The organism is Paenibacillus sp. BSR1-1 (genome assembly GCF_030403775.1).
Taxonomy (GTDB): domain Bacteria; phylum Bacillota; class Bacilli; order Bacillales; family Cytobacillaceae; genus Neobacillus.
On record NZ_JAQMWQ010000005.1, the window covers coordinates 206,234 to 232,534 of the forward strand.

Below are 26,301 nucleotides of genomic sequence, written 5' to 3' on the forward strand. Positions count from 1 at the left end.
AATGTTATGCTGAATAATACTCAAATCCGATATTGTTTAGATCAAATGGGAGAGATGTTCCCAGATGCCCATTGTGAATTAATACATTCGAATCCCTTTGAACTTATTATTGCTGTCTCATTATCGGCACAATGTACAGATGCGCTCGTAAATAAGGTCACAAAGGAATTATTTAAAAAGTATAAAACACCGGAAGATTATTTAAGAGTTCCGCTTGAGGAATTACAAACTGATATACGTTCGATTGGACTATACAGGAATAAAGCGAAAAATATTCAAAGTCTCTGCAGAATGATTTTAGATGATTATAATGGAGAACTTCCAAAGGATAGGGATGAGTTAACTAAACTGCCGGGTGTGGGAAGAAAAACAGCCAATGTTGTGGTTTCTGTTGCCTTTGATGTCCCTGCCATCGCCGTTGATACGCATGTTGAAAGAGTTAGTAAGCGTCTAGGAATATGCCGGTGGAAGGATTCCGTATTGGAAGTTGAAAAAACTTTAATGAAGCGAATTCCAAAAGATGAATGGTCGGTTACCCACCATCGCTTAATCTTTTTTGGAAGGTATCATTGTAAAGCTCAAAATCCCCAGTGCCCATCATGCCCGTTATTAGAAATTTGCCGTGAAGGTAAAAAAAGAATGAAGGGCAGTGCCGTTTCCCATGGATAATAAAGATCAAGAAGTGATGAACATCCTAAAGGAATGGAAGCTTGTAAAAGAAAGACTGGATGTATCTTTTCGCAGCCGGAGCTTTAAAAATATCAAGGAATGGATGGAGAAAGGGATCGAGCTATTCATTCAATTTATATTGAAGACCAATGATAGGTCTTTTTTTCAAGGCACTCTGCAATTTGACCAATTAGAGACAAAACCGATTAATCTTGAAGAACGATTGGCATTTATTAAAGCGAGGCCTAATTTATATCATTCGTACCGGCAGCTCTCAGAGCTGATGGATGAACAGGAAAAACATTTTGCGAAGAATACAATCAAAAAAAAATCGTCTAAGCCAATGGCCTAGACGATTTTTTCTTGATCAAATAAATTTTTATGTTCCACTTCGTGGTTCTGTACTTTGCCCGCTTGGAGGAGTAACTGGAGGAGTTACTGGTGGAATTGTTCCTCCTGTATTACCTTGGCCTCCGCCATTTCCATTTCCATTTCCGCTGCCATTTCCGTTGTCATTCCCATTACCAGTACCATTACCAGTACCAGTACCATTACCAGTACCATTACCAGTACCATTCCCATTGCCATTTCCGTTGCCATTCCCACCTTCATTTCCATTACCATTGCCTGTGTCATTTTCATTGGCTGGCTTTTGAATTTCAATGGAGGCTGTTACTGGATCACTCTTTTTATTTCCGCTAATGGCAACAATAGCAAATGTATATTTTGTGCCAGGTGTAGCAGGTATACTCAATGTGTTCGTTTGAACTGGGATATGGTTCACTCCGGTTCCGTTATCGACGGATACATCGAAAGTAACATTTTCGGTCGCATTTTTATAGTCCCATGTCAAAATAATATTTTGACTAGTTTCATCTAATTTGGCAACAGGATTCGTTGGAGCTTCAAGTTTATTATATTTCTGAGATATTTTTTTAGGCGCATGCCCTTTAAGAGCATATTCGGTCGTAATTTCACTATCAGGGGTGAATTCACTAGCTAAGACTGGCGGCATTGAGCCTTTTTCAATCCTAACCTTTTGAACACTATTTGGCATCTCAAAATCCGGAGTATCAATATCTTTAGATACATAGGCCATTAAATTTTTAAAGATTAATTGAGCTAATCTTTGATTATTTCCAACAGCTGTAATTGGCGTGGTTCGATCTTTGTACCCGGTCCAAATAGAAGCCGTATAGTTGGTTGTATATCCTGTAAACCAGGCATCCGGTACTGAACTGCTGTTAATATTATATCTATTCATTTCATCAGTTGTATAGTTGGTCGTTCCTGTCTTACCAGCAATTGGAAGTCCTGGTACTTTCGCTCTTACTCCAGTTCCAGGTGATACCAATACACTTTTTAACATATCCGTAATCATGAAAGCTGTTGAGTCCTTCATTACCACTTTTGGTTCTGGAGCTGTTTTAATCATTGTCCCGTCACGGAGCTTGATTTTAGTAACCGCATGCGGTTTTGTGTAAATGCCTTTATTACCAAAAGCGCTATAGGCACCCGCCATTTCTAGCGGCGAAACCCCAATCGTTTTCCCGCCAAAGCCGCCGATTGCATAGGACTCATATATTTCTTTCAATGGAATTCCCAAATTTAACGCAAAGTCTTTTGCTTTATCTAGGCCAACCTGCTGAAGTGCTTGAACGGCAGGAGTATTTCGTGATAACTGCAAGGCGGTTCTTATCGTCATGGGACCTTTGTATTTTTGATCCCAATTTCCAAATTTTTTCCCGGTTGAATAGGTAATCGGTTTATCCTCAATCATTTCATAGGTGCCCCAATTTAAGTATTCAATAGCTGGACCATAATCGAGAACTGGCTTAATGGTCGAACCTGGCTGGCGTTTTGTATCGATTGCATAGTTAAATCCGCGTTTTACCTTTGGATTTCGGCCGCCGCCAATTGCCCGAATTTCACCTGTTTTCGTATCAAGGAGAGCGATACCAGCTTGAATATTCTCATCGGGGTATGGGATGATATCTTTTGTGTTTAAAATTTTATCAACATAGGTTTGGGCATTCGGATCTAAGGTTGTATAGATGGTTAAACCATCTGTATTGATATCAAGATCGGTTGTTTTATTTACTTCATCAATAACTGCATCGACAAAAGAATCAAACGGCTTTTCATCAACTTTTCTTTGATTTGGTTTCAAAACAGTAGAGGCAACAGACACCTTTTTCGCCTCTTCCATTTGTTGCTTTGTAATATATCCATGCTGATTCATTAAAGATAAAACGATGTTACGTCTTTTCTCGGCTAAATCCGGATGGTCAAACGGATTATAATTATTAGGACTTTGCGGCATTCCAGCAATTTGCGCAGCTTCTCCAAGGGTTAAATCTTTTAATTCTTTTCCATAATAAATTTTAGCTGCCGTTGCAATACCATGGCTGTTTTCGGAAACATACACTTTATTCACATACATTTCGAAAATTTGGTGTTTCGTGTATTGCTGCTCTAGCTGATAGGAGAGCCAGGCTTCTTCCACTTTACGTTTTAACGTTTTTTCAGGAGTCAAAAATGAATTTTTAACAACCTGCTGTGTAATTGTACTTGCCCCTTCAGAGCCAAATCCATGGCGTATATTAGCCAATACGGCACCGCCTAGACGAATGGGATCGATACCATGGTGCTTGTAAAAACGATAATCCTCTGTGGCTAAAATGGCATTCTCGACTTGCTTAGGAATGTCCTTATAGTTTACATATTCACGATTTACGCCTCCTACCTCAGAGATTAGTTTTCCATCTTTATCTAAAACCTTAGAGGGGATTGGATCTTTTAATAATTTAGGATCAAGTTTGGGAGCATCCTTCACTAAATAGGCGAAAGTACCAACTCCAGCCAGAATGCCAACGATACCAAGGACAACGAGAGATAGAAAGATTTTCTTAAATAGTCCGCCTGGTTTTTTCTTGGCTTTTCCATTTGGTTTTCCTTTAGCTTGGAGTTTCTTTCGGCGCTCCTCTCGTGATTGATATTGGTCTGCCATAATGAAATTCCATCCTTTCAAACCTTCCAAAAAAGGTTAAAGTGTATCAATTATTTTAATATAGTCAATTCTTGGATGATATCCAAGCGGTATGTAATGCCCTAGCTGTTCGATTTCTTCCATTGTAATCGATTTTCTGCCTCCATTAGCCATCCTTTCCCAAAAAGAAAGGAGATGCTTTGCTTCAAGCAAATAAACCTTCTCATTTTTTGTAAAACGAAGGATGACGAAACAAATTCCTCCCTGGTTCATGACTTCTTCCATATGAATTATTTGATGCTGATGGAAATTTTTTAATGGAAAAGAAGTTGAATTTTGTGTTTCCTTCGCTTCAAAATCAATATATTTTCCTTTATAAACGCCATTATAGTCGGTAGTAGATGCTAGTTTAAAATAAGCCTCTTTTATAACAGCAGCACTTCTTTTTGGGTAATCCACTTGTACAATTTGCACCGGCGTAGGCTTTTTATGAATGACAGCTATTTTTCTTTCCCGATAATATTCATTTGTTTGATTCAGATCTTCCTCCAGTGTCATTCCTCTATTACTGTAGGAGCCGTTTTTTTTATTACCTGCTGCCATTTCTGCTGGCAGCTCCTTAGTGATATACTTCTTCCCATTTGGATAGTTAAAATTCATACTAAACACCTCACAAGCTAAACATATCATATCAAATCTTGGATAAGATGGGGTGAATAAAATGAATTATCATGCACAAGCTAATAACAATTGTTCCTTAATTGTCAAACAAAAGCATGAACCCATTTACGTATTGATCAATGCTTATAATCTATTAAAACTCGTTAAGGGAAGATGAGTATGAATCATCTTACAATACAGGAAGAAACCATCATTCGTCAAATTCAAAGTGAAACAAACAAGCGAAATATCGACAATATATCTAGAACTAATGCCTACTTTTCATACTTTAATAAAAATACGGATATTATATGGTCCTTCCTTGCCAGTATGGTTTCTCGGAATGGAGGATGGAACATGTGTGACCTGGAGGGGTCAATCCTTCCTCATTTACTCACCCCGCAGGTTAGGAAACAGCTTTTTTTAACGTATGAAATGGCTAATTGGCTTATTTTCCATGACGTATTCCCCCAATTATTGCTCTATCAATATTCGACGAAGATCAACAAGCCAATGTTTCATTTACTTCCAAATTTTAATGTATCCACCTTTATTCAAAAGGAATGGACCCGTTATTGGAAAGAAAGAGACAGAAAGAGGCTGACCACGGCTTTGATTATTAACGAGCAAAATGTCATCCAAAAGCCTGTCATTGAGCACCCGGTGTTTAAGAAGAAGGTTTTTCGTTCGCTTATCTTTTCCTTTCAGGATTGGCTGCATTTTAGTTGTGTATTGTTCCCGACATGCGGGGGAGAGGTTTATGGGGCTAGTGTGAACGGATTTACTTCCCTATCCAAGCGGATTGACTTAGGAAAAAGGCTTGCCAGCATTCTGTTTCATCCGCGTTTATTTCCTTATTTCTATGAATTCGCTGCAAAAACGCCGCATACAGGTTCAAGATATGACTATGAACAGTATTTTAAAGTTAAAACGAAACGAAATACCCCCCTATTAAGGGCCGTCTTTCCCGTAATTGAGCATGATCAGCATACCTGCACTGATTGGAGTCAGCATCAAAGGATTTCTCCGGCCTGGATGTATTTTCCGGCTCGCCATCGCCATCCTATACATCTAACTGATTGGTATTTCATTAAATCAAATCAACTTCAATTATTGCTATCCCTCCAAAATGTCCTCAACTTAAATAAATTCGAATAAAAAAAGCAAGGTGTAATTCCTTGCTTTTTCTTTGAAAATCTTATGTAGAAGGACGATCTGGACCCTCTAGCTTTTTATCACCATAGCCAACACTTTTTCCTGATGCAGCTTGCTTTTGCTTGTTGGTTGGTTTAGTCTTTTTTGGCATCTTAACACCTCCAACCTTAGCTTGTGCCGTTTTTTATTTTTCATTCGAATTTAGGAATGTGTCGAAATAATCCAAGTAAATTGCTATTTTGACACTTTCTTTGACGAATAGCTTCTAGTTTTGTCAAGGGGGAAGGAAGCCAAACAAAGAAAGAGAATTATACCTTATAGATTAAGCGAGGAGGGTTTTATAAAAATGAATAAGCCAATGTCTGAAAAAGAAAAGCTGGTATCGATGCTGACTGATATATACGATCAATTGGAAGAATTGGATTCTGTTCTTGAGGCATCTTTCTCCGACCTTCGCATTAGTTTAAACAAGGAAGAGCAAAGTAAAATAAATGACTCTGCATTGAAACTCTCATTCATAGAAAATAAAATCGATCAAGTAAACTTAGCATTTTTCGAAAACAGTCTTGAGTCAAGCAAAAATCCTGCTGCAAAACGGTTAGAACTTGAATTAGGTTTTTAATTACCGTTAAAATGAAAATAATGTGATAAAGTAGCAGCGAAAATATATGCTGCTTTTTTATTTGTAGAATAGAAGGGATACTGGCAAAATGAAGACAGAAATTATCGACTTAACAGAAAAACTTTTAGACTATAACCGCCTATTTCTAAAATACTATCAGGAAGGAAGAGAAAATGGCATTAGCTATGATTTTCATGAAACTGTTAAACCATTTTCAAATGAGGTAAGAGAAGTTAACGACCAATGGAAAGATGCCATGAACGCATGGCTGAAAAATGAGTCGGTTAAACATATTCATCTTAAGCAAATTGATACGACGAGAGAGCATATTTCACAACTCTCAATTCAATGTTTTTTTCCAGAAACCAGCAAGACAAGGTTTTTAAATACCCACCGTACAATTGAATATTTTCTTTTGGAAATTTTAAAAGTGAACAAATAGAAAAGAGATGCATTTTGCATCTCTTAAGTTTATAGATTAGGAATGTTCGATGAGGGAGTTTTCCTTATCAATTTCAGGAATAACCGCGCCTTGACTTTCAAGTTCGCGGACAAGAAGGCGATATTCTTTAATGCTAATTTCGTTATGAATATAGGCTTTCTTAGCAAAATCCATTAGTGCATTAACGTCATCTGTGGTATAATCCCGACTTTGAATAAATCTGCTTTTTAATTCACGAATGTTCATTTAAAGCTCCTCCTTCACCATTTTTTATATCGTATCACGAAAAAAAGTGATTTCTAGTTTTTAAAATATTTAAACTTTAGACAAAATTCACGGGATTTTGACATAGGTTGTCCTTTTCCAATTAATCACCTTTCACTCATATCCTTCATAAATTGTAGGAGAGATAAATGCGGAGGAGATGTTTGCCCATGTTTGGTAAAAGGCGGCCAAACCTAAACTTTCAAAATGGATATTCGGGGCAAATGATGCACCAGATCCCGATTGGTCAGCAATGGAATCAGCCATTTAGTGTACGTACTCAACCATTTCCATATCAGGCACCATCTGGAAATTATAATTGGAACGGATATCCACAACAAAATCCTTATAACCCGCAAGTTTTTCAACAAACGGCCCAAAACTATCAACCTGGATTCGCCCCACAAAATATCCCATATCCGAACCAAAATTATTCACAAAAAGATTCACAATTCTTGTTCCAGAATCCATTGCAGCCACAGGAAGAAATGTATCACCAATACCAACCCATGAATGGATATCCAATGATGAACCCCTATCCAAAACAAAATGTTATTCCTAAACAGCCTGGCGGAATGCAATCCTTTATGAATTCTTTTAAATCGCAGGATGGATCCGTTGATTTTAATAAGATGGTGAATACAGCAGGTCAGATGATGAATGCAGTCAATCAAGTTTCCTCGCTCGTCAAAGGATTTGGAGGAATATTTAAAGCGTAATAAAAGAGACGGCTACCTTAAGCCGTCTCTCTTATTACGCTGTTTATTTAATCTTCAATCTCAATAACCTTGCCTTTTTCTTGTGGAATGCGAATTTGTAATAAACCATCTCGATATGATGCTTTAACCTTTTTTTCATTGATCGTCTGAGGAAGGGAAACCGTTCTGGAGGATTGCTGCCTAAACATTTTACGTGAATAAATTTGGTTAAGTTCATCTTCCTGGGTTTCAATCTGGTTATTTTCAACAGAGATAGTTATATAGTTTTCCGTCATATTTAAATGAATCTGCTCTTTTTTTACACCAGGAAGTTCAGCAGTGATAATATATTCACCTTCGGTTTCTAATGTTTCAACATGAAAGCCTGCCGTTGGAGGAAAAGGATGCTTAAAAAACTCATCGATGGATTGTAAAAACCCCCTGATCGGTTTTTCAGTGAATAAGTCGTTCATTGATTTCACTAATTCACGAAAAGGTTCAGGTACGGGCTTTTTGGAGTTATTATTTTTATCACTCGGAAGCTTTGATGACATTTTGATACCCTCACTTTCGAAATTTCACATGATATCATATGAAATTGAGCCTGGGTGGGTGCGGTTAAAAAAAACTCCGCAGCATTTTATTTTTGCTGCGGGCTATTCTTTAGATTAAATTAATTTCTTCCACGAGAATTTCGATGTCTACAATCATATTTCCTTCGTCGTCCACTTCAATTAATTCGTCCTTTTTCATTTTGGTCAGTGTCCGGCTAATAGTTTCTCTTGTTGTCCCAATCATATTGGCGAGATCTTTATTCGTGAATTCGGACCTTAGCAGGATTGTTCCATCCTCCAGTTCCTTTCCATGCTTCTGGGCAAGCCGAATTAACAGTTTGACAATTTGTTCATATGTATTGTTAAGAATTTGCTCCTCAAGACGATTTTGCAGGTCAACAATCTTCTCACCTAGGACTTTAAAGACCTTAATGCAAAGTTCCGGATTTTCAATCAAAACGGATTCGAATTTTGATATAGGGACAGCAATAAGGGTTGATGGCTCAAGAACCTCGGCATAGGCAGGATAATCCCCTTTTCTAAAAAAGCCGACATGGGGGAACATTTCGCCCTTTTTCGCGATGGCAACTATTTGTTCCCTACCATTGATATCACTTTTGTAAATTTTGATTTTTCCATCATTAATAAAATAAACATTTTCTAGCGGGTCACCCTGAAGAAAAACATGGCTTTGCTTTTTCCACTCTCTAGCAATGGCAATATCGGTAATTTTGCTTAATTCGAAATCATTTAACTCACGAAAAAGAGAAAAATCAGACAGGACTCGTTTTATTTCATCTATTTTCATTTGATCACCTTCAAATAAATTCAGTTACTATTATTGTATCAAATTAAGGGTTCAAAGGAATCTCTTTCTATAAAAGGTAAAAATATCAGTGCAAGAAGTAGAAAAAATTTTGTATAAAATCTTTTGCAGCGAACGTTTATTCGCTAAAATAGAAGTAACGAGGTGAGAGTCATGATGTTGAAAAAAAGCCTGCAAGATATTCTATCAGAATTAAAAATAAATGATGACTTTAAAGAGAATATTGTCAAATGGCATACCCTTGATGAAAAGCCTGCCCAAACCGTTTCACTTCCCCAGGATTTACACCCTGTCTTAATACAATCGCTTCAAAGTAAAGGGATTGAGAAGCTTTATACGCATCAAAAAGCCGCCTATGAAAAGATTATGGAAGGTAACAGTATCGTAGCCGTTACACCAACTGCTTCAGGAAAAACCCTTTGCTATAATCTTCCAGTGCTGCAAACGATTCTTTCAAATCCAAATGCAAGGGCCTTATATATGTTCCCTACAAAAGCGCTCGCACAGGATCAAAAAAGTGAAATCAATGAAATTATTCAAGCGGCAGGTGTTGATATCAACAGCTATACGTATGATGGTGATACACCGGCAAATATTCGTCAAAGGGTAAGACAAGCTGGGCATGTCGTGATTACAAATCCTGATATGCTTCATTCGGCCATCTTGCCGCACCATACGAAATGGGTGTCTTTGTTCGAAAATCTTAAATTTGTCGTGATTGACGAACTCCATACCTATCGAGGCGTGTTCGGCAGCCATGTTGCCAATGTCATTCGACGATTAAAACGGATTTGCCGTTATTACGGAAGTAATCCAGTATTTATTTGTACATCCGCAACGATTGCCAATCCACTTGAACTTGCGGAAAAATTAACAGAAGAACTAATGCACTTAATCGATAATAATGGGGCTCCGAGCGGAAGAAAGCATTTTCTCTTTTATAATCCGCCAATTGTGAACAAGCCCTTAAATATAAGAAGAAGTGCAACACTTGAAGTTCGAAAACTAGCTGGTCAACTGTTAAAAAATAAAATTCAAACAATAGTTTTTGCAAGAAGCAGGGTTAGGGTGGAAATTATTCTGACCTACTTGCAAGAATTAGTGAAAAATCAATTAGGCCCCAAATCGATTATGGGCTATCGAGGCGGCTATCTTCCTACGGAAAGAAGAAGGATTGAAAAAGGTCTTCGCTCTGGTGAAATTTACGGTGTTGTTAGCACAAATGCGCTTGAATTAGGGGTTGATATCGGACAACTTCAGGTTTGTATTATGACTGGGTATCCAGGCACAATATCAAGTGCATGGCAACAGGCAGGCAGAGCTGGAAGACGGCATGGTGAGGCCCTGGTAATAATGGTAGCCAGCTCAAGTCCATTGGATCAGTATATCATCCAGAACCCAGACTATTTCTTTAATAAGAGTCCAGAAACGGCAAGGATTAATCCAGATAATTTGATAATTTTAATCGATCATATGAAATGTGCGGCCTATGAGCTTCCATTTAAAGTAGATGAACAGTTTGGCAGTGTTGGTACCGAGGAATTACTGGAGTATTTGACAGAAGAACGCGTTCTTTATCGAAATGGAGACAAATGGTATTGGATGAATGATTCATTCCCAGCCCATAATATTAGTCTGCGCTCGGCTTCACAGGAAAATGTAATCATCGTCGATCAATCTGATGTGGCGAATGTGAAGGTTATTGGTGAAATGGACCGCTTCTCTGCGATGACCTTATTACATGATGAAGCTATATATTTACACCAAGGGACCCAATTCCAGGTTGAAAAATTGGATTGGGAAGAGAAAAAGGCGTTTGTGAGAGAAGTAGACGTAGATTATTTTACCGATGCAAATTTAGCTGTTCAATTAAAGGTGTTAGAGGTAGATAAACTTAAGACAATGGATGATGCTGAAATTGGTTATGGCGATGTCAGTGTCAGGGCAATGGCGACAATTTTTAAGAAAATCAAGTTTGAAACCCACGAAAATATTGGCTCTGGTCCCATTCACCTCCCTGAGGAGGAACTTCATACAAATGCAGCCTGGTTATCATTAAATAAACCTTTAGCAGAAATGGGCCATGATAGACTAGAGCAAGGGCTTGTGGGAACTGCCCATGCACTTGGGTCTATTGCTCCGTTATTTGTTATGTCCGATCCACAGGACATCCATGTGGTTCCCCAAGTCAAGGCCGACCATAATGAAAAGCCGACCATCTTTTTTTATGATCGCTACCCAGGCGGGATAGGCTTAAGTGAAAAAATCCACAGCGGAATGGCAGCGGTTTTTGCAGAAACAAAAAAGATGATTAATCGGTGTCAATGTGAAACCGGGTGTCCGTCATGTATTGGCACGGATACCGTTAGTGAATACGCCAAAAAGGATGCTTTAAAAATTATTGAATCTTTTTTGCAGTCTTCTATTAGTGACAAGGAAGTGTGACAATGTCATTAAAAAATAAATTAAATCGGCTAAAGCCGCATCTTACTAGCGGAAATCAGCCGGAAAAAATAGAAAAGCCGCCGATAGTTCCTACAAATGATGTGCCATTCAGGGAAAAATGGGCGGGCGAAAACATTTTTCCGTACTATATGGATCAAGATTATTGCTTAATCAGGGAAGTGAAATATCCGATTTCTGAGAAGCATGGAATTTATTATTTTCGTGACTTTCTGACTGCAGTAGACCTATGGAATAAGCGGCCAATTAATCATCCGTTATCCGCACAAGGCCATCAGCCTGAGGATTTATTCTTCTTTGATACAGAAACAACTGGACTAGGGGGAGGAACCGGAAATACTATTTTTCTATTAGGGTATGCAAGTTTCGTTGGGGAAGAACTAGTCTTAAGACAGCATATTTTACCGCACCCAGGGGCGGAGGTTCCTTTATACCAAAGTTTTTTAGAAAAAGTGAATTATAAAACGCTTGTAACGTATAATGGAAAATCCTTCGATTGGCCGCAGGTTAAGACTCGTCATACTCTTGTAAGAGAACATGTCCCGAAACTTCCGGCTTTTGGACATTTTGATTTATTCCATGCTGCCAGAAGGCTATGGAAGCACAAAATAGAAAAGATGAAGCTGGCTGTCGTGGAGAAAGAAATTCTAGGGGTTGAACGGGTAGATGATATCCCAGGATTTTTGGCTCCAATGATCTATTTCGATTTTGTTGAAAGTAAGCAGCCAGAAGGGATGCTGGGAATATTAAAACATAATGAAATCGATATTTTGTCATTGATCACATTATATACTCATCTAACTTTTCAAATCTGCGGAATTGACGAGAAGCAAACGAGATCAGAGTCCTTTGAAGTTGGCCGATGGTTTGCAGGCTTAGGGGAGAAAAGGGAAGCGGAGAAGGTATTAAAAAAGCTTGTTGAGGGCAATGATTTCCCATCGTATCAAGCAAAACTTGCTCTCGCTTTGCAGCACAAAAAAGACCAGGATTGGGAAATGGCTCGGAAATTGTTTGCCGATGTTGTCGATTCCAGGGATGAAAAATTAACACTTGAGGCATGCTTAGAGCTTGCTAAAATTTATGAGCATAAAGTCAAAGATTATAAGAGTGCTATTTTTTATTGTCATGAAGCGATTTTAATCGTTACTCAAACTTCTAAACTTACTAAATTAACTGGAGAGTTTTCCAATGAACAGCTTCAAAAAAGAAGAGAACGGTTAGAACGAAAATTAGCAAAATTTCCTGGGTAAGCGCAATTTTCGCCAAAAAATGTAATAACTCTGCTCTTTTCGTCATGCTTCGATATGTTGTCACAAAATCTTAATAATTTTTTATAAAAAAAACATATTTCTGTATTGTTAAACATAATTGAACAAGGTAAAATGTTAAATTGTGTTGAGTTAAAACACGATAGAAACAATATGGAGTGGTAATATGTATAAAGCAATTTTGTTTGCCTTTTTTGTAGTTGTTTGTTTAACTGCCTTTGTTTTTACGAATTTAAAAGATAGCTTTTATTCGTTTTTATAAGATTAGCAAAAATAGGTATTTTCCTTAGTACAAGAGTAATCCCTTTTACATAGGCTGTTAATGTAAACAGAATATTTGAAGGGAGATAACGAAATGTATTTAGGAACTAATTTTATGCCGCCAGTTATTCATCCGACTCAGAACATTGTGAACCATACGTTCTCAACTACAGTGGTACCGCACATTCATCCAGTACACACTACAACTATAAATCATCATATGTTCCAACATAAACATTACTGTCCGCAGACTGCTTCATGTGCTGAAGAGGTATGTAACCAGCACATTAATTGCTGCAACCCATGTGCACCAGCAGCAGTATTGCCAGCATCGAATGCATTGCCGAATGTTGTACCGGGTGGCCCAGGATTTGGCCCAGGTGGACCGGGATTTGGCCCAGGTGGACCGGGATTTGGCCCGGGTGCTCCAGGATTTGGCCCTGGAGGTCCAGGATTTGGCCCAGGTGGTCCAGGGTTCGCTCCAGGACCGTTTATGGGACCTAGACCTTAAAGGGGTCATTGCTAATTACAGGGGCTTCTTAGCCCTTGTTTTTTTATTGTTTACTATATGTTATGCTTTTTTTAAAAAAATGTTTGTCCCATTTTTTAATTTTTTAATTTTTTAATAAGGAGAACTTCCTTGAATAAAGTATTGGCAATTTCAGGATATAAGCCCTTTGAATTAGGTGTTTTTAAAAATGACCATCCGTCAGTTTTCTATATAAAAGCGGCCATTAAAAAGGCCTTAATGCCAATGGCAGAGGAAGGGCTAGAATGGGTGATCATTAGCGGCCAGCTTGGAGTGGAATTGTGGGCAGCCGAAGTTGTGTTTGAAATGCAATCAGAATTTCCTAAATTAAGGCTTGCAGTCATAACACCTTTTTTGGACCAACAAGTATCCTGGAATGAAACTAATAAGGAATGGTATGAATCTATACTCGCTCAAGCTGATTTTATTGATTCGGTTACAAAAAAAGGCTATGAAAAACCATGGCAATTCAGGCTGAAGAATCAATTTTTTATTGAAAAAAGCGATGGTTTGCTTCTCCTATACGATAATGAAAAGGAAGGAAGCCCCAAATATTTATATGAATTAGCACAGCAATATCAAAAAAATCATTTGTATTTAATTAACCTGATTACCTTTTATGATTTGCAAATGATTGTGGAGGAAGAGCAATTAAAGCTAACGGATTATGAATAGATTGACAAAAACACTAATTTTTGAAAAAATAATAGGTAATGATTGGCTAAACTTGAGGTGATTTGAATGCTGTCAGATAAAGTGAAATTAACAGCTAAGGATATTTTAGAAAAAGAGTTTAAGACTGGAGTACGCGGTTACAAACAAGAAGATGTTGATAAATTTTTAGATCTCATTATTAAGGATTATGGAACGTTTCATCAGGAAATTGAAGATCTTCAACAAGAGAATTTGCGTTTGCGCAAACAGCTTGAGGATACATCTAAAAGACAGCCTGTTGCCCAACCGGCAGGGACAACCAATTTTGATATTCTAAAACGTTTGTCCAATCTTGAAAAGCATGTTTTTGGCAACAAACTTTACGATTAACAGATTTTACGACATTTCCTAATAAAAACCATTGAATAAACACCATGAAATACATATAATAAGAAATGTCATCATTAATGACGTTCGGGTAATCGCTGCAAGGAGCTATTGCAACTTGTAGAGGAAAGTCCATGCTCGCACGGGCTGAGATGTCCGTAGTGTTCGTGCCTAGCGAAATCATAAGCTAGGGCAGCAGGGCATAACGCCTTGTTGACGGCCGGAAAAATACCTAAATCCAAACGGATATGGTATGAGTACCTATAAAAGTGCCACAGTGACGATGCCTTTCTAGAAATGGAAAGGGTGGAACGGGTAAACCCCACGAGCGAGAAACCCAAATAATGGTAGGGGCACTTTCTCTGAGGAACTGAACAAGGAGAAGGACAGATTCATTCGAGTCTGTAGATAGATGATTACCACCTCAGTACGAGACGTAACGGTCGATTGAAGTACTTTGGTACAGAACATGGCTTACAGAACGTTATTAATGTGAATGTAAAGTGCATATATAACGGCCTTCCTTTTGAGGAGGGCTTTTTATATGTTTCGGTAGGACTCTGAATTTTTCAGCGATTTTAGCCAATAATGGATACTGTATAATTTTGTGAGAGAGTTAAGGGTGGAAAAAATGGGTAAATATCAACTAATAGCAACTGCTGCTATGGGGCTTGAGGCATTAGTAGCGAAAGAAGTGCGAGAGCTTGGCTATGAATGTCAAGTAGAGAATGGGAAAGTTACATACACGGGGGACGAATCTGCCATTGTCAGAAGTAATTTATGGCTTAGAACCGCTGACCGGATTAAAATTAAGGTTGGTGAATTTAAAGCTTTTACCTTTGATGAATTATTTGAAAAGACTAAGGCCTTGCCATGGGAACAATTCCTGCCGGAGGATGCGGAATTTCCAGTCATTGGGAAGTCGGTTAAATCAAAGCTCTTTAGTGTTTCGGATTGCCAGGCGATTGTAAAAAAAGCTATTGTTGAACGGATGAAAAAACATTATAAAACGAATTCCTGGTTTGAGGAAAGCGGGGCATTGTATCGGATTGAAGTAGCGTTATTAAAGGATGTCGCAACGATTACAATTGATTCCAGCGGTCAGGGGCTGCACAAACGCGGATACCGTACGGATCAAGGGGAGGCACCACTTAAAGAAACTCTGGCAGCAGCACTGGTTATGTTGACGAATTGGCGGCCTGATCGGCCCTTTATTGATCCGTTCTGCGGTTCAGGCACTATTCCGATCGAAGCAGCAATGATTGGTCAAAATATCGCACCGGGTTTTAATCGAGAGTTTGTTTCAGAAGGGTGGAAATGGATTCCAGCCAAAGTTTGGGATAATGCCCGAAATGAAGCAGAAGATCTTGCTAAATACGATCAGCCTCTAGACATTACCGGATCAGATATTGATCATCGGATGGTTAAAATGGCTCAAGAGAATGCTTTTGAGGCTGGTTTTGCTGACTTAATTCAATTTAAGCAAATGCAAGTTAAGGATATATCTACAAATAAAGAATATGGTACGATCGTCGGCAACCCACCATATGGTGAAAGACTTGGTGAGAAAAGAGCAGTCGAGCATATGTACAAAGAATTGGGACAGGCGTTTCAAAAACTTGATACGTGGTCCATTTATATCCTGACTTCTAATGAAGAGTTTGAGCAGTTTTATGGGAAGCCGGCAACAAAGAAAAGAAAATTATTTAACGGTTTTATCCGAACAGACCTTTATCAATATTGGGGGAAAAAGCCACCACGTGTAAGTCAGTCTTAAAATTAACAAACAACTTTTATTAGCGTCGTCTATGGCGCTTTTCTTTTTGGAGGGTTAACATGCAGCAAGGATTACCGTTTGGTGTTTCGAAATCGGAATCATTTTATGATAAGTTGAGTGAATGGATTGGCGATTTATTTTATGATATTTTGCCGGAAGCTGGCTTTGAGCTTCGTGATGAACAAATTTATATGGCTTTCCAGCTTGAAAAAGCTTTCAAGGATAAAAAGGTGATGTTTGCGGAAGCGGGTGTAGGAACAGGAAAAACGATCGTTTATTTACTTTACGCCATTATGTATGCTCGCTATACAAATCGTCCTGCCATTATTGCCTGTGCAGATGAGACTTTAATTGAACAGCTTGTCAAAAAAGAAGGTGATATTGCTAAATTAGAAAAGGTCCTAGACCTGGAGGTTGATGTGCGCCTGGCAAAATCCCGGGACCAATATTTATGTCTTAAGAAGCTGGACCTTGCAAGGGGCGACGGTTATTCAGATGGTATTGCCAATATTTATGAACAATTGCCTGATTTTGTTCATGCGAGCGGTACCATGCAGAATTTTGAGAAGTACGGTGACCGGCGGGATTATCCGGCATTGTCAGATGAGCATTGGGGAAAAGTCAATTGGGATGCCCTTCAGGATTGTTTTTCCTGTGAAAAACGCCATCGCTGCGGCCTGACATTGCACCGGGAATTTTATCGGCATGCTAAGGATTTAATTATCTGCTCACACGATTTTTATATGGAGCATATATGGACAAAAGAATCACGAAAGCGTGAAGGACAATTGGCCCTCTTGCCAGAACATTCGGCTGTTGTCTTTGACGAAGGTCATCTACTCGAATATGCTGCACAAAAAGCCTTGAGCTACCGTTTTACTGATTATACATTAGAGACGCTGCTTACCCGGTTAATGGAAAATGAAGTTCGAGAAAAAACCTTATATACGATTGAAGAAGCTTTACTAGAAAACGAAGCTTTTTTTGATGCAATATCAAGCTTCTCCTCCTATTCGGAAGGATCTGAAAAACAGATAATTACTAAACATCCATTAGTATTAAAAACCTGCCGGAAATTACTTTCTACCCTTCAAGCATTAGAAGAAGAGCTGGTGTTTGAGAGTGAATTATATGTAATCAATGAATATGACTTAAAAATTGTTGAGGAATATTTAGAGCAAATTACTCATTCATTATCGCTTTTTCTCCAAGAAGTAAATGGAATTACTTGGTTTGAAGAAAATGCAGGTGAACGGACGCTTGTCATCATGCCTAAAATGGTTGAAACGGTAATGAAGGAAGAAGTTTTCTCGCAGAATAAACCATTTATTTTTTCATCGGCAACCTTGGCCAATCAAAAATCGTTCGATTATATAGCTGCAAGCCTTGGAGTTCAGGATTATTTATCTTTTTCAGTCGCTTCGCCGTTCGATTATGAGGAGAAAATGAAGGCATATCTTCTAAAATTCAAGAATGAAACAACTAATGGAAAAATAGATTATCTAATCGCTCAAATTATGGAATCACAAGGACGCGCACTGGTTCTTCTTAATACAAAGGAGGAAATGATGCAGCTAAAACAAAGATTAAAAGGCTCAATTCCGTATCCTGTTTATTTCGAAGGGGATGAAGAAATAAGCACCCTTGTTTCAAAATTTCAAAATGACGAACATGCGGTCCTTTGTTCTATTCATCTATGGGAAGGTCTTGACATTCCAGGCAGATCACTTGAAAATGTATTGATTTTTTCACTGCCATTTCCTCCTCATGATCCTGTCTTTACAGCAAAAAGAGAGGGCGTTGCGGATCCTTTTTCAGAGGTTGATTTACCATATATGCTGCTCCGTTTGCGTCAGGGAATTGGAAGATTAATTAGAAGTGAACAGGATAAGGGAACAGTTCATATTTTATTAGATGAAAACATAGACAATAACGTTTTAACAAAAATAAAAGAGGTTTTACCAATTAAGGCAATAGAGGAATAATAAAACGGAAGGAAGCACCCAATTAACGGTGCTTTCGTTTTATTTACTGTCCGAGTAATCTAAGCCCTTCAGGTGTCATTTTTTCAGGGGACCAATCTAGTTCCCAGACGAGATTAACCTTATCATGGATACGCTGCCAGCCGTTCAAGTAACTTCCTACAAAAGGATATTGTGCAAACCATTTTAACGTGGCGTGCGGTGCCTGACACCACTTTCCTTATTGGTGTATAGATCTTTAGTTTTATTCTGTTTGAAAGCATTGTTTAATTTACGGAAACCGACTCACAAAGACGAAGAATTACTACCTGTTAAGGATCTTTCCATTGACGAGGATTAATTAATAGAAGAAACCCGCAAAGTTTAGCTTTGCGGATTTTTTTCCTTATTAGCAGTTTGATCATAACAATCAAAACAATAAATCTTTTTTTCCTCGGATACGACTCCGTTTAAAAATCCATCTAAACAATAAATCTCTTTTTCACAACCAATACAAGTGCCAACCAGTTCTGACATAGTTCTCCTCCTTAAAATTATTTCACGGACTATTCACAAAATCATGTATAAGGTGTAATAAGGTTCACTCGTTGTTTGTCATGCTAGCACTATATCAGTTTATGATGGAAAGGACCGAGCAATTTACTTGGGAATACCTTGAAGAAGGCCCTGAAGTTTGGAAAATCGTAATTAGCAAAAAGTAATTTTGAAATCTGCACTCTTTCTTTTCCATTTTATTTATTTCCCATTGAAACATCTCTATTTTCCTATAACCTTATTTTACAACAGAATTCTATTCTGTTGTTTTTTTAATAACCTTATTAGGTAACTATTTTTCAGAAAAATATGATAAAATTTAAACTGAAGGAAGGGGGAAGTACCATGACTGCACATTTAGAAAAAGAATTTTTAGAGCATGTGAAAAAAATGTCTGCCTACAATGAGGCAATTGGTTTAATTTATTGGGATTTACGTACTGGTGCTCCGAAGCAAGGTGTGGAACAAAGATCAGAAGTAATTGGAATGTTATCATCCGAAGTCTTTAAAATGTCCACTTCCGAAGAAATGGCCGCCTACATAGCAAGTTTAACAAATGCAGAGATGCCTGAATCGACTAGAAAAATACTTGCAGAATGCAAAAAGGAATATGAACGCAACAAAAAAATTCCTGCTGAAGAGTATAAAGAGTTTGTTATCCTTCAATCAAAAGCAGAAAGCATTTGGGAAGAGGCAAAAGAAAAGGCAGACTTTGATCTTTTTAGGCCTTATTTAGAGAAATTAGTGGACATGACAAAACGATTTATTTCATATTGGGGATTTGAAGGCAGCAAATATAATGTGTTACTAGATATGTTTGAACCGGGAATTACAACTGATGTATTGGACAAAGTATTTGGTGAACTAAGGGAAAAAATTGTGCCTCTGGTAAAGGCAATTTCAGAATCGCCGAATAAACCAAAAACCGATTTTTTATTTAAAGAGTTTAAGAAGGAAAAACAGCGTGAATTCAGCTTGGATATCCTTGCAAAAATGGGTTATAACTTCAATGCAGGAAGGCTGGACGAAACTGTACATCCTTTTGCCATCGGTCTTAATCCTGGGGATGTCCGAGTGACAACAAAATATGATGAACAGGATTTCCGGACTGCCGTTTTTGGAACGATTCATGAAGGCGGCCATGCTTTGTACGAACAAAATATTTCAAAAGGCTTGGTTGGCACTCCTCTATGTTCTGGAACGTCAATGGGGATTCATGAATCACAATCTCTTTTCTATGAAAATATCGTAGGACGGAGCTTTTCTTTTTGGAAACAGAATTTCGACCTGTTAAAGAAATATGCAAGTGGTCAGTTTAATCAAGTTGAAATTGAAGAGTTTTATCGTGCGATAAACGAATCAAAGCCTTCATTCATACGAATTGAGGCTGATGAATTAACCTACCCGCTGCATATCATCATCCGGTATGAGATTGAAAAAAGGTTATTTAATGACGAAATAGAAGTCCGTGACTTGCCGAGGGTTTGGAATGAATTGTATGAGGAATACTTAGGAATCAGTCCCATAAATGATGCCGTTGGAGTTCTTCAAGATGTTCATTGGGCAGGAGGCAGCTTCGGATATTTTCCCTCCTATGCATTAGGATATATGTATGCGGCTCAATTTAAGCATAAAATGCTCGAGGATCTTCCAAATTTCGATCAATTGCTGGAAGAGGGTAATTTGCTTCCGATTAAAGAGTGGCTGACGAGAAATATCCACCAGTATGGGAAAATGAAAAAACCTTTAGAAATCTTGCATGACGTAACTGGCGAAGGGCTGAACGCTAAATATTTAATCGAATATCTCTATGAGAAGTATGGAAAGGTCTATCAGTTACATTGAACAAGTCGATTCCGATTGTGTTGATTTCCACTAGTGCAGCCTTGTGGGGAATCATTGCAATTTTTATTAGAAAACTCTCTAGTTTTGGCTTTTCCCCAATGGAAATTGTGACATTGCGGGTTATCACTGCAGCAGCATTACTAGGGTTACTTGGGGCATTTCAATATCGCAGCCAATTAAGAATCGCGTATAAGGATCTCCCGCTATTTATTGGCACAGGTCTTTGCAGCATTGTCTTATTTAATTGGTGTTACTTCTCTGCTATTAATCAAATGAATTTATCGATTGCTGTGATTTTACTGTATACAGCTCCTGCCTTTGTCACAGTATTATCCTACTTTTTTCTAAAAGAAAAAATGAATTCGATCAAGCTTATTTCAGTTACAGGAACGATATTAGGCTGTATATTGATTGCAGGACTTAATTTAAATGATACGGCATCCATTAGTGGTGCGGGACTCTTGACGGGGCTGGGCGCAGGTTTCGGCTATGCGCTTTATAGTATTTTTGGAAAGTTTGCCCTGAAGAAATATCCACCCTTTACTGTTACCTTTTATACCTTTGTTGTTGCTGCTATCAGTTTGCTGCCTTTAACTGGATTATGGACTAAGGTGGATATCCTTATGAATGGTGATGTTGTCTTTTATGCGATTGGATTGGGAGTGTTTCCAACCGTTCTTGCCTATTTACTTTATACTAAAGGCCTTGAGGATATCGAAACAAGTAAAGCGGCCATTATTGCCACAGTCGAGCCAGTTGTTGCGACCCTTTTAAGTGTTTTTGTATATAATGAAAATTTTGGTGCCATTCAAGGCATAGGCTCTACCATCATTCTTTTATCTGTTTTACTCATTAATCTTCCTGTCGGCTTCGAACGAAGGATTCAAAAAGAAAAGGCTTCAATCAAAAATGATTGAAGCCTTTTTTTCTGATTTTTACCACGTTTTGAACCCTTTTGATCCAGGTGGTGCATTTTGAATTATATCAATAAATGGTATCGTGTAAGCGAAAAGGATTAGGGCTGCAGTGATGCCAAGCCATAACTTCCAGTTTTCGAATACCATTGGAGCTGACTCCTGTGGATTTTCTGCTTCACCAACAGGGAATTCTTCCTCACCTTTTGGAGCAAAGAATGCTAGATTAATGAAGATAATTAAAACTAGGATAATGCCTAGGAATAAAATCGATCCGCCCACAGCTTGTGCAATTTGATAAGGAATCCATTCAGCTGCCTGCTTTGCTCCTCCATAAGTGGAGAAGGCAGAACGTCTAGGCCCGCCAAGCAAGCCTTCGAAGTGCATAGCGCCGGACATGAAGACCATACCAATAAACCAAACCCAGCCCTGGATAATTCCTAATTTATTCATCGCTTTTGTTAATTTGCGTCCGGTTAAATGAGGAATTAGCCAATAGGAAATTCCAAAGAACGTTAATACCACAGAGGTAGCTGCCGTTAAATGAAAGTGCCCAGTAATCCAAATTGTATTGTGAACGACTTGGTCCATCTGGTTTGAAGCATTGATGATACCGCCTGCACCAGCAGGGATGAAGGAAGCCATTCCAATGAATGGAACTGTAAAACGAGCATCTCCCCAAGGGAGAACTTTAAACCAGCCAAAAAGCCCTGTTGCCCCTTTTGAACGGCCATACCTCTCAAACGTCGCAAACAACGAGAAAGCTGTCATTAAGGAAGGAATAACAACCATAAAGGTTAATACTACTTGGAAAAACTTCCAAGCTGGATCAATTCCCGGTTCTGTTAATTGGTGATGGAAACCAACCGGAATAGAGAAGAGAAGGAATAAGATAAACGACAATCTAGCTAATGAATCTGAGAAAATTTTTCCGCCAATAATTTTTGGAATAATAGTATACCAGCACATATAGGCAGGCAATAACCAAAAATAAACCAACGGATGTCCGAAATACCAGAACAAAGTACGGCTGACTAAAACATCAACTGTATCAACTAATCCAAGAGACCATGGAAGCAACTGGAATAAAACGGTTGCAGCTACCCCTAAAGTAGCTACGATCCAAAGGACGGTATTAATAACGGCCATAAAGCTTAATAACGGGCTAGGTTTTCCAGGATTATTTTTCCGCCATTTGGCATAGGTCATTATTTGTGCGGCACCATCAATCCAGCTGCCGACCACAACAAGAGTCAATCCTAAGTAAAAAATCCAATGTGCCTGAAGCGGAGCGTAGAAAGTATATAGGACACTTGCTTTATTAAGCAAAACCATGGTCGCAGCCATTGCTGTTCCAGCCGTCATGGTCCAAAAGCCAATCCAGCCGGTGCGTCTAGCCGCATTGGAATGGGTTCCTGCAGTTCGGCTTACTGCCGCATATTGGAATCCCATAATAAAGAATGTTGTTAAAACAAGTCCCATCATGACACCGTGAACGGTTAAAATTTGATAATAACCAATTCCGCCAGGAAGTTCATATTTACCAGAACGGACTAGAGTTTGCAGCAACCCCATTAGTCCGCCAAGAGCAAGTGCAATAAATGCCACATAAAAATGCGCCATGGAAAGCTTTGCATCACGCGGGTCAACTTTTATTTTTGAAACTGCTGAGTTAACCATTATTCTACCACCTCAATCTTCGAGCTCATTAAATGGTGACCTGCACCGCAATATTCATTACATACAATTAAATACTCGCCAGCTTTATCAAAAGTTGTCGTATATTCGCTGACATAACCAGGTTCAAGCATCATGTTTATATTGGTTCCAGCTACTTCGAAGCCGTGAACGACGTCTTTAGTAGTAGCGATAACTCGTACCTTCGCTCCAAGCGGCACTTTAACTTGAGCAGGATTATAAGAGAAAGCTTGTGCTACATAGACTAATTCATAATCCCAATCTTTTCCTTCTACTTTATGTAGTCCTGGTTTGTCGAAGGGTTTTGTTTGATCCACCTTTTCTGGATTAACAGTTGTCAAACAGCTAGGCGGCTTATTGCCTAGGTAGAAAGCGCTTACTCCTACTGTTGTTAAAAAAAAGATCAAGCAGCCAACACCGAAAATCAGCCAAATTTTTTCAAATTTATGCATATGCATAATAGTTTCCTCCTTAAATTTTAAAAACGTTCAACGAATAAGTAGTAAACACTGACCCAAGTAATAATAATGAAGAATCCCAATAAGAAAACAGATGCGAGTGTCCCCTTGAGAGAAGAGCTGTCTTCTATTTCAGTCTTATGTTTTGTTTTTAGTTCCGCCTTTGCCATCTCCTTGCACTCCCTTCAGATAATGAAATGATAAATTAATTAGTTCTCTTTCATAATACAAAACAATTTTGAAAGTAAAATATGAAATTTCGAAATTCACAAATTGTTCATTCCTTAGATATCTACTATGTTAATGTTATAAACTTGATGTAACAGTGATTTATGTCACAAAGGCATGCTTGCAATTGTGACATAAATGTGAAATATCACTTCTATCCTGTGATAAAAGTAATTGATTAATAGCTAATTTGTGAAAAAATGAACAAATTTAAAAGGTAGTCACAAAATAGAAAACAGAAAATAAGATAAAATCAAATACCTAATTTTCCTTCAGAAAAGAGCGTGTTTTTTGTGGAAAAGTATTATTGTGAGAATTGCCGCCTTCTTTACGATGTGGTAGAAATTTGCAAAATTTGCGGATCTGTTGCCAATAAAAAAATTAAAATTGAAGTTCAAAAGCAGCCGGATAAACAGTAAATTGGAAATGTTTATGCAATGTACGAAAACCATTTCCGAGTTATAATAAGAGAGCACAACAACAACCTTCAAAACGTTTGCTTCTCCTAATAGGGGAAGCTTTTTTTTATCAATTTTCCTCCTCGCATAATTTTCTTGTCTGCTGGAAAAAATACCCTTACATATGTCGAAGGAGAATGATAATGCCTACGATTATTTCCATTGCAGAGGCAATTCCCCCATTTGAAATTAAACAAGAACAAGCATCGAAATTCGCGCGTGAGCTCTTTAGTGATTCATTTAGGGATATTGAACGATTATTAAAAGCGTTTCAAAATGGTCAAATTGAAAAAAGACATTTTGTAAACGATATAGAATGGTTCCAAGAGAATCATTCTTTTGAGGAAAAGAATAATACATATATCGAGTCTGCCACCACACTTGGTATCGAAGCCATCGAAAAGTGTTTAAATAATAGCGTTTTTCTAACGGAAAATATTCCTTATGAAGAAATTGACGCTATTTTTTATATTTCGACAACTGGTATCGCCACACCAAGCATTGAAGCAAGAATCATGAATACCTTGCCATTTCGTTCCCATACTAAGAGGGTTCCAATTTGGGGATTGGGCTGTGCTGGAGGCGCTGCAGGTTTATCTAGGGCATTTGAATACTGTTTGGCCTTTCCAAACGCAAAAGTTCTTGTTCTTTCTGTTGAGTTGTGCAGCCTAACCTTCCAACGTAACGACCTATCCAAAAGCAATTTAATCGGGACTTCTCTATTTGCCGATGGCGTTGCTTGTGCATTGGTTTGTGGTGATAACGTGAACATGGAGGTTATTAGGAAAAAGGTGACATCACCGATGATCCTCACCACACAATCCATGTTGATGCCTAATTCTTTGGACGTGATGGGCTGGGATGTTAAAAATTCTGGATTGTATGTCGTATTCTCACGTGATATCCCACATATCATTGAAGATTGGCTAAAGCCTAATGTAAGTGGATTTTTGGAGGAGAACGAATTGACCATTGAGCAAATTGACTATTTTATCGCCCATCCAGGTGGAAAAAAAGTAATTGATGCCTATGTTAAGTCATTAGAAATTCCCTCTAAAATGACGGAAGTATCACTTGAAGTATTAAAACAGTATGGGAATATGTCCTCGGCAACCGTTTTATATGTTTTAAAGCGTTATATGGAAATGGATATTTCTGAAGGATCTATTGGGCTCTGCACCGCCCTTGGTCCAGGATTTAGCTCAGAATTACTTCTATTGAGGTGGTATTAAATGAAGGATTTCCTTCCTTTTATACTTTTTTTTAGCTTCATCATACTTCAACGGATTGTGGAAGTCCTGGTTGCGAAAAATAATGAATCTTGGATGAAGAAGCGAGGAGCCATTGAATTTGGCGAAAAACATTACCGATTTATGGTGCTGATGCACAGCTTGTTTTTTATCAGTTTATTATTGGAAAAGCTGTTATTCAATCGAGGATTCTCTACTGTGTGGCCTTGGGTTCTCATGATATTTGTTCTTGCCCAGTTTTTTAGAATATGGGTAATCGCCTCATTAGGGAGATTTTGGAATACAAAGATAATTGTGCTACCTGATGCTCCAGCCATTCGAAAAGGCCCATACCGTTATATAAGGCATCCGAATTATTTTGTAGTCACAATCGAATTTTTAGTTATTCCAACCTTATTTTCTGCCTATTTGACAGCCTGTCTTTTTACGATTTTTAATGCCATTATGCTGGCTATCCGAATTCGCGAGGAAGAAAATGCCCTAAAAAGTATAACAGAATATGAAGGAACCTTTAAGGACTGCCATCGTTTTATTCCCAAGTTTGATAAATAATTGTGACAATTCATAAGAGATATTGAAAATCATTATCAGCTATGTTATTATTTAATTAACGATGAAAATCATTCTCAGCAGAGAGTCTGATAAGGAAGGTGTTACATATGACTTTTGCTTTTGTGGGCGGAACCGTTTTAATTTATGCATTTGTCATGAAGCAC

26 protein-coding genes, 1 other RNA gene and 1 pseudogene are annotated in these 26,301 nt (G+C 38.2%); 19 read left to right on the forward strand and 9 right to left on the reverse strand.

Features of this window, described 5'->3' with window-relative positions; translation table 11 throughout:
* Positions 1-6: 6 nt before the first annotated feature.
* Positions 7-669 (forward strand): endonuclease III, encoded by a 663-nt coding sequence (nth, locus tag PH210_RS11095; RefSeq protein ID WP_289985351.1) that lies wholly within the window; start codon positions 7-9, stop codon positions 667-669.
* Positions 662-1,021, forward strand: a complete 360-nt coding sequence (locus tag PH210_RS11100) for a YpoC family protein (RefSeq protein ID WP_289985352.1) — start codon at positions 662-664, stop codon at positions 1,019-1,021. The genes nth and PH210_RS11100 overlap by 8 nt, the downstream gene beginning before the upstream one ends.
* A gap of 27 nt (positions 1,022-1,048) precedes the next feature.
* On the opposite strand, the gene PH210_RS11105 is transcribed toward PH210_RS11100, so the two are convergent.
* Complete coding sequence (locus PH210_RS11105) at positions 1,049-3,679, reverse strand: transglycosylase domain-containing protein (RefSeq protein WP_289985354.1); 2,631 nt, start codon at positions 3,677-3,679, stop codon at positions 1,049-1,051.
* A gap of 36 nt (positions 3,680-3,715) precedes the next feature.
* A complete protein-coding gene (gene recU, locus PH210_RS11110; protein WP_289985356.1) occupies positions 3,716-4,318 on the reverse strand; it encodes a Holliday junction resolvase RecU in 603 nt (200 codons plus the stop codon).
* A gap of 180 nt (positions 4,319-4,498) precedes the next feature.
* Between recU and PH210_RS11115 the strand changes: the two genes are divergently transcribed.
* The 3 genes from PH210_RS11115 (at position 4,499) to PH210_RS11125 (ending at position 6,537) form a co-directional block, all read left to right on the forward strand.
* A complete protein-coding gene (locus PH210_RS11115; RefSeq protein WP_289985357.1) occupies positions 4,499-5,476 on the forward strand; it encodes a DUF2515 domain-containing protein in 978 nt (325 codons plus the stop codon).
* 343 nt (positions 5,477-5,819) lie between these two features.
* Positions 5,820-6,095 (forward strand): hypothetical protein, encoded by a 276-nt coding sequence (locus PH210_RS11120; RefSeq protein WP_289985358.1) that lies wholly within the window; start codon positions 5,820-5,822, stop codon positions 6,093-6,095.
* A gap of 88 nt (positions 6,096-6,183) precedes the next feature.
* Positions 6,184-6,537 carry a YppE family protein gene (locus PH210_RS11125; protein WP_289985359.1) on the forward strand — a complete coding sequence of 118 codons (354 nt, stop codon included), beginning with the start codon at positions 6,184-6,186 and terminating at the stop codon, positions 6,535-6,537.
* Positions 6,538-6,573: 36 nt separating this feature from the next.
* Here the strand turns inward: PH210_RS11125 and PH210_RS11130 are convergent, their stop codons facing one another.
* A complete protein-coding gene (locus tag PH210_RS11130) occupies positions 6,574-6,783 on the reverse strand; it encodes a YppF family protein (protein WP_289985360.1) in 210 nt (69 codons plus the stop codon).
* Between the two features lie 188 nt (positions 6,784-6,971).
* On the opposite strand from PH210_RS11130, the gene PH210_RS11135 reads away from it, so the two are divergent.
* Positions 6,972-7,520, forward strand: coding sequence for a YppG family protein (locus PH210_RS11135; protein ID WP_289985361.1), 549 nt, complete (start codon positions 6,972-6,974; stop codon positions 7,518-7,520).
* A gap of 47 nt (positions 7,521-7,567) precedes the next feature.
* On the opposite strand, the gene PH210_RS11140 is transcribed toward PH210_RS11135, so the two are convergent.
* Together PH210_RS11140 and PH210_RS11145 are read right to left on the reverse strand one after the other, a co-directional pair.
* Entirely contained in the window at positions 7,568-8,053 is a 486-nt protein-coding gene (locus PH210_RS11140) for an Hsp20/alpha crystallin family protein (protein ID WP_289985362.1), read from the reverse strand.
* Between the two features lie 109 nt (positions 8,054-8,162).
* On the reverse strand, positions 8,163-8,861 hold the full coding sequence (locus PH210_RS11145; RefSeq protein ID WP_289985363.1) for a Crp/Fnr family transcriptional regulator: 699 nt from the start codon (positions 8,859-8,861) through the stop codon (positions 8,163-8,165).
* A 171-nt stretch (positions 8,862-9,032) separates the two neighbouring features.
* On the opposite strand from PH210_RS11145, the gene PH210_RS11150 reads away from it, so the two are divergent.
* From PH210_RS11150 to PH210_RS11190, 8 genes are all read left to right on the forward strand, one after another.
* Complete coding sequence (locus tag PH210_RS11150) at positions 9,033-11,324, forward strand: DEAD/DEAH box helicase (RefSeq protein WP_289985364.1); 2,292 nt, start codon at positions 9,033-9,035, stop codon at positions 11,322-11,324.
* 2 nt (positions 11,325-11,326) lie between these two features.
* Positions 11,327-12,592 carry a ribonuclease H-like domain-containing protein gene (locus tag PH210_RS11155; RefSeq protein WP_289985365.1) on the forward strand — a complete coding sequence of 422 codons (1,266 nt, stop codon included), beginning with the start codon at positions 11,327-11,329 and terminating at the stop codon, positions 12,590-12,592.
* 373 nt (positions 12,593-12,965) lie between these two features.
* Positions 12,966-13,382 (forward strand): CotD family spore coat protein, encoded by a 417-nt coding sequence (locus PH210_RS11165; RefSeq protein ID WP_289985366.1) that lies wholly within the window; start codon positions 12,966-12,968, stop codon positions 13,380-13,382.
* Positions 13,383-13,511: 129 nt separating this feature from the next.
* Positions 13,512-14,075 carry an SLOG family protein gene (locus PH210_RS11170; protein ID WP_289985367.1) on the forward strand — a complete coding sequence of 188 codons (564 nt, stop codon included), beginning with the start codon at positions 13,512-13,514 and terminating at the stop codon, positions 14,073-14,075.
* A gap of 66 nt (positions 14,076-14,141) precedes the next feature.
* Positions 14,142-14,444 (forward strand): cell division regulator GpsB, encoded by a 303-nt coding sequence (gene gpsB / locus PH210_RS11175; RefSeq protein ID WP_289985368.1) that lies wholly within the window; start codon positions 14,142-14,144, stop codon positions 14,442-14,444.
* An 80-nt stretch (positions 14,445-14,524) separates the two neighbouring features.
* An RNA gene (rnpB, locus tag PH210_RS11180) (RNase P RNA component class B) lies at positions 14,525-14,923 on the forward strand.
* A gap of 149 nt (positions 14,924-15,072) precedes the next feature.
* On the forward strand, positions 15,073-16,218 hold the full coding sequence (locus PH210_RS11185; protein WP_289985370.1) for a THUMP domain-containing class I SAM-dependent RNA methyltransferase: 1,146 nt from the start codon (positions 15,073-15,075) through the stop codon (positions 16,216-16,218).
* Positions 16,219-16,277: 59 nt separating this feature from the next.
* Entirely contained in the window at positions 16,278-18,203 is a 1,926-nt protein-coding gene (locus tag PH210_RS11190) for an ATP-dependent DNA helicase (RefSeq protein ID WP_289985372.1), read from the forward strand.
* 360 nt (positions 18,204-18,563) lie between these two features.
* Here the strand turns inward: PH210_RS11190 and PH210_RS11195 are convergent, their stop codons facing one another.
* Positions 18,564-18,716 (reverse strand): hypothetical protein, encoded by a 153-nt coding sequence (locus tag PH210_RS11195; protein WP_289985374.1) that lies wholly within the window; start codon positions 18,714-18,716, stop codon positions 18,564-18,566.
* Positions 18,717-18,808: 92 nt separating this feature from the next.
* Between PH210_RS11195 and PH210_RS29920 the strand changes: the two are divergent.
* The 3 genes and pseudogenes from PH210_RS29920 to PH210_RS11205 all read left to right on the forward strand — a co-directional run.
* Positions 18,809-18,901 (forward strand): annotated as a pseudogene (locus PH210_RS29920) (DUF2249 domain-containing protein); the annotation flags it as partial.
* A 178-nt stretch (positions 18,902-19,079) separates the two neighbouring features.
* A complete protein-coding gene (locus tag PH210_RS11200) occupies positions 19,080-20,579 on the forward strand; it encodes a carboxypeptidase M32 (RefSeq protein ID WP_289985376.1) in 1,500 nt (499 codons plus the stop codon).
* Positions 20,576-21,496: a DMT family transporter gene (locus tag PH210_RS11205; RefSeq protein ID WP_289985378.1), complete on the forward strand. Its 921-nt coding sequence runs from the start codon at positions 20,576-20,578 to the stop codon at positions 21,494-21,496. The genes PH210_RS11200 and PH210_RS11205 overlap by 4 nt, the downstream gene beginning before the upstream one ends.
* 18 nt (positions 21,497-21,514) lie before the next feature.
* Here the strand turns inward: PH210_RS11205 and PH210_RS11210 are convergent, their stop codons facing one another.
* The 3 genes from PH210_RS11210 to PH210_RS11220 are packed head-to-tail and all read right to left on the reverse strand — an operon-like array spanning position 21,515 to position 23,819.
* A complete protein-coding gene (locus tag PH210_RS11210; RefSeq protein ID WP_289985379.1) occupies positions 21,515-23,173 on the reverse strand; it encodes a b(o/a)3-type cytochrome-c oxidase subunit 1 in 1,659 nt (552 codons plus the stop codon).
* Positions 23,173-23,649 (reverse strand): cytochrome c oxidase subunit II, encoded by a 477-nt coding sequence (locus tag PH210_RS11215; RefSeq protein WP_289985381.1) that lies wholly within the window; start codon positions 23,647-23,649, stop codon positions 23,173-23,175. The genes PH210_RS11210 and PH210_RS11215 overlap by 1 nt, the downstream gene beginning before the upstream one ends.
* Before the next feature lie 20 nt (positions 23,650-23,669).
* Complete coding sequence (locus PH210_RS11220) at positions 23,670-23,819, reverse strand: cytochrome c oxidase subunit 2A (RefSeq protein ID WP_289985383.1); 150 nt, start codon at positions 23,817-23,819, stop codon at positions 23,670-23,672.
* 659 nt (positions 23,820-24,478) lie between these two features.
* Between PH210_RS11220 and PH210_RS11225 the strand changes: the two genes are divergently transcribed.
* On the forward strand, positions 24,479-25,567 hold the full coding sequence (locus PH210_RS11225) for a type III polyketide synthase (RefSeq protein WP_289985385.1): 1,089 nt from the start codon (positions 24,479-24,481) through the stop codon (positions 25,565-25,567).
* The gene (locus PH210_RS11230) at positions 25,568-26,137 is read left to right on the forward strand and encodes an isoprenylcysteine carboxyl methyltransferase family protein (protein WP_289985387.1); all 570 of its coding nucleotides are present in this window, start codon (positions 25,568-25,570) and stop codon (positions 26,135-26,137) included.
* The last annotated feature ends 164 nt before the right edge of the window (positions 26,138-26,301 follow it).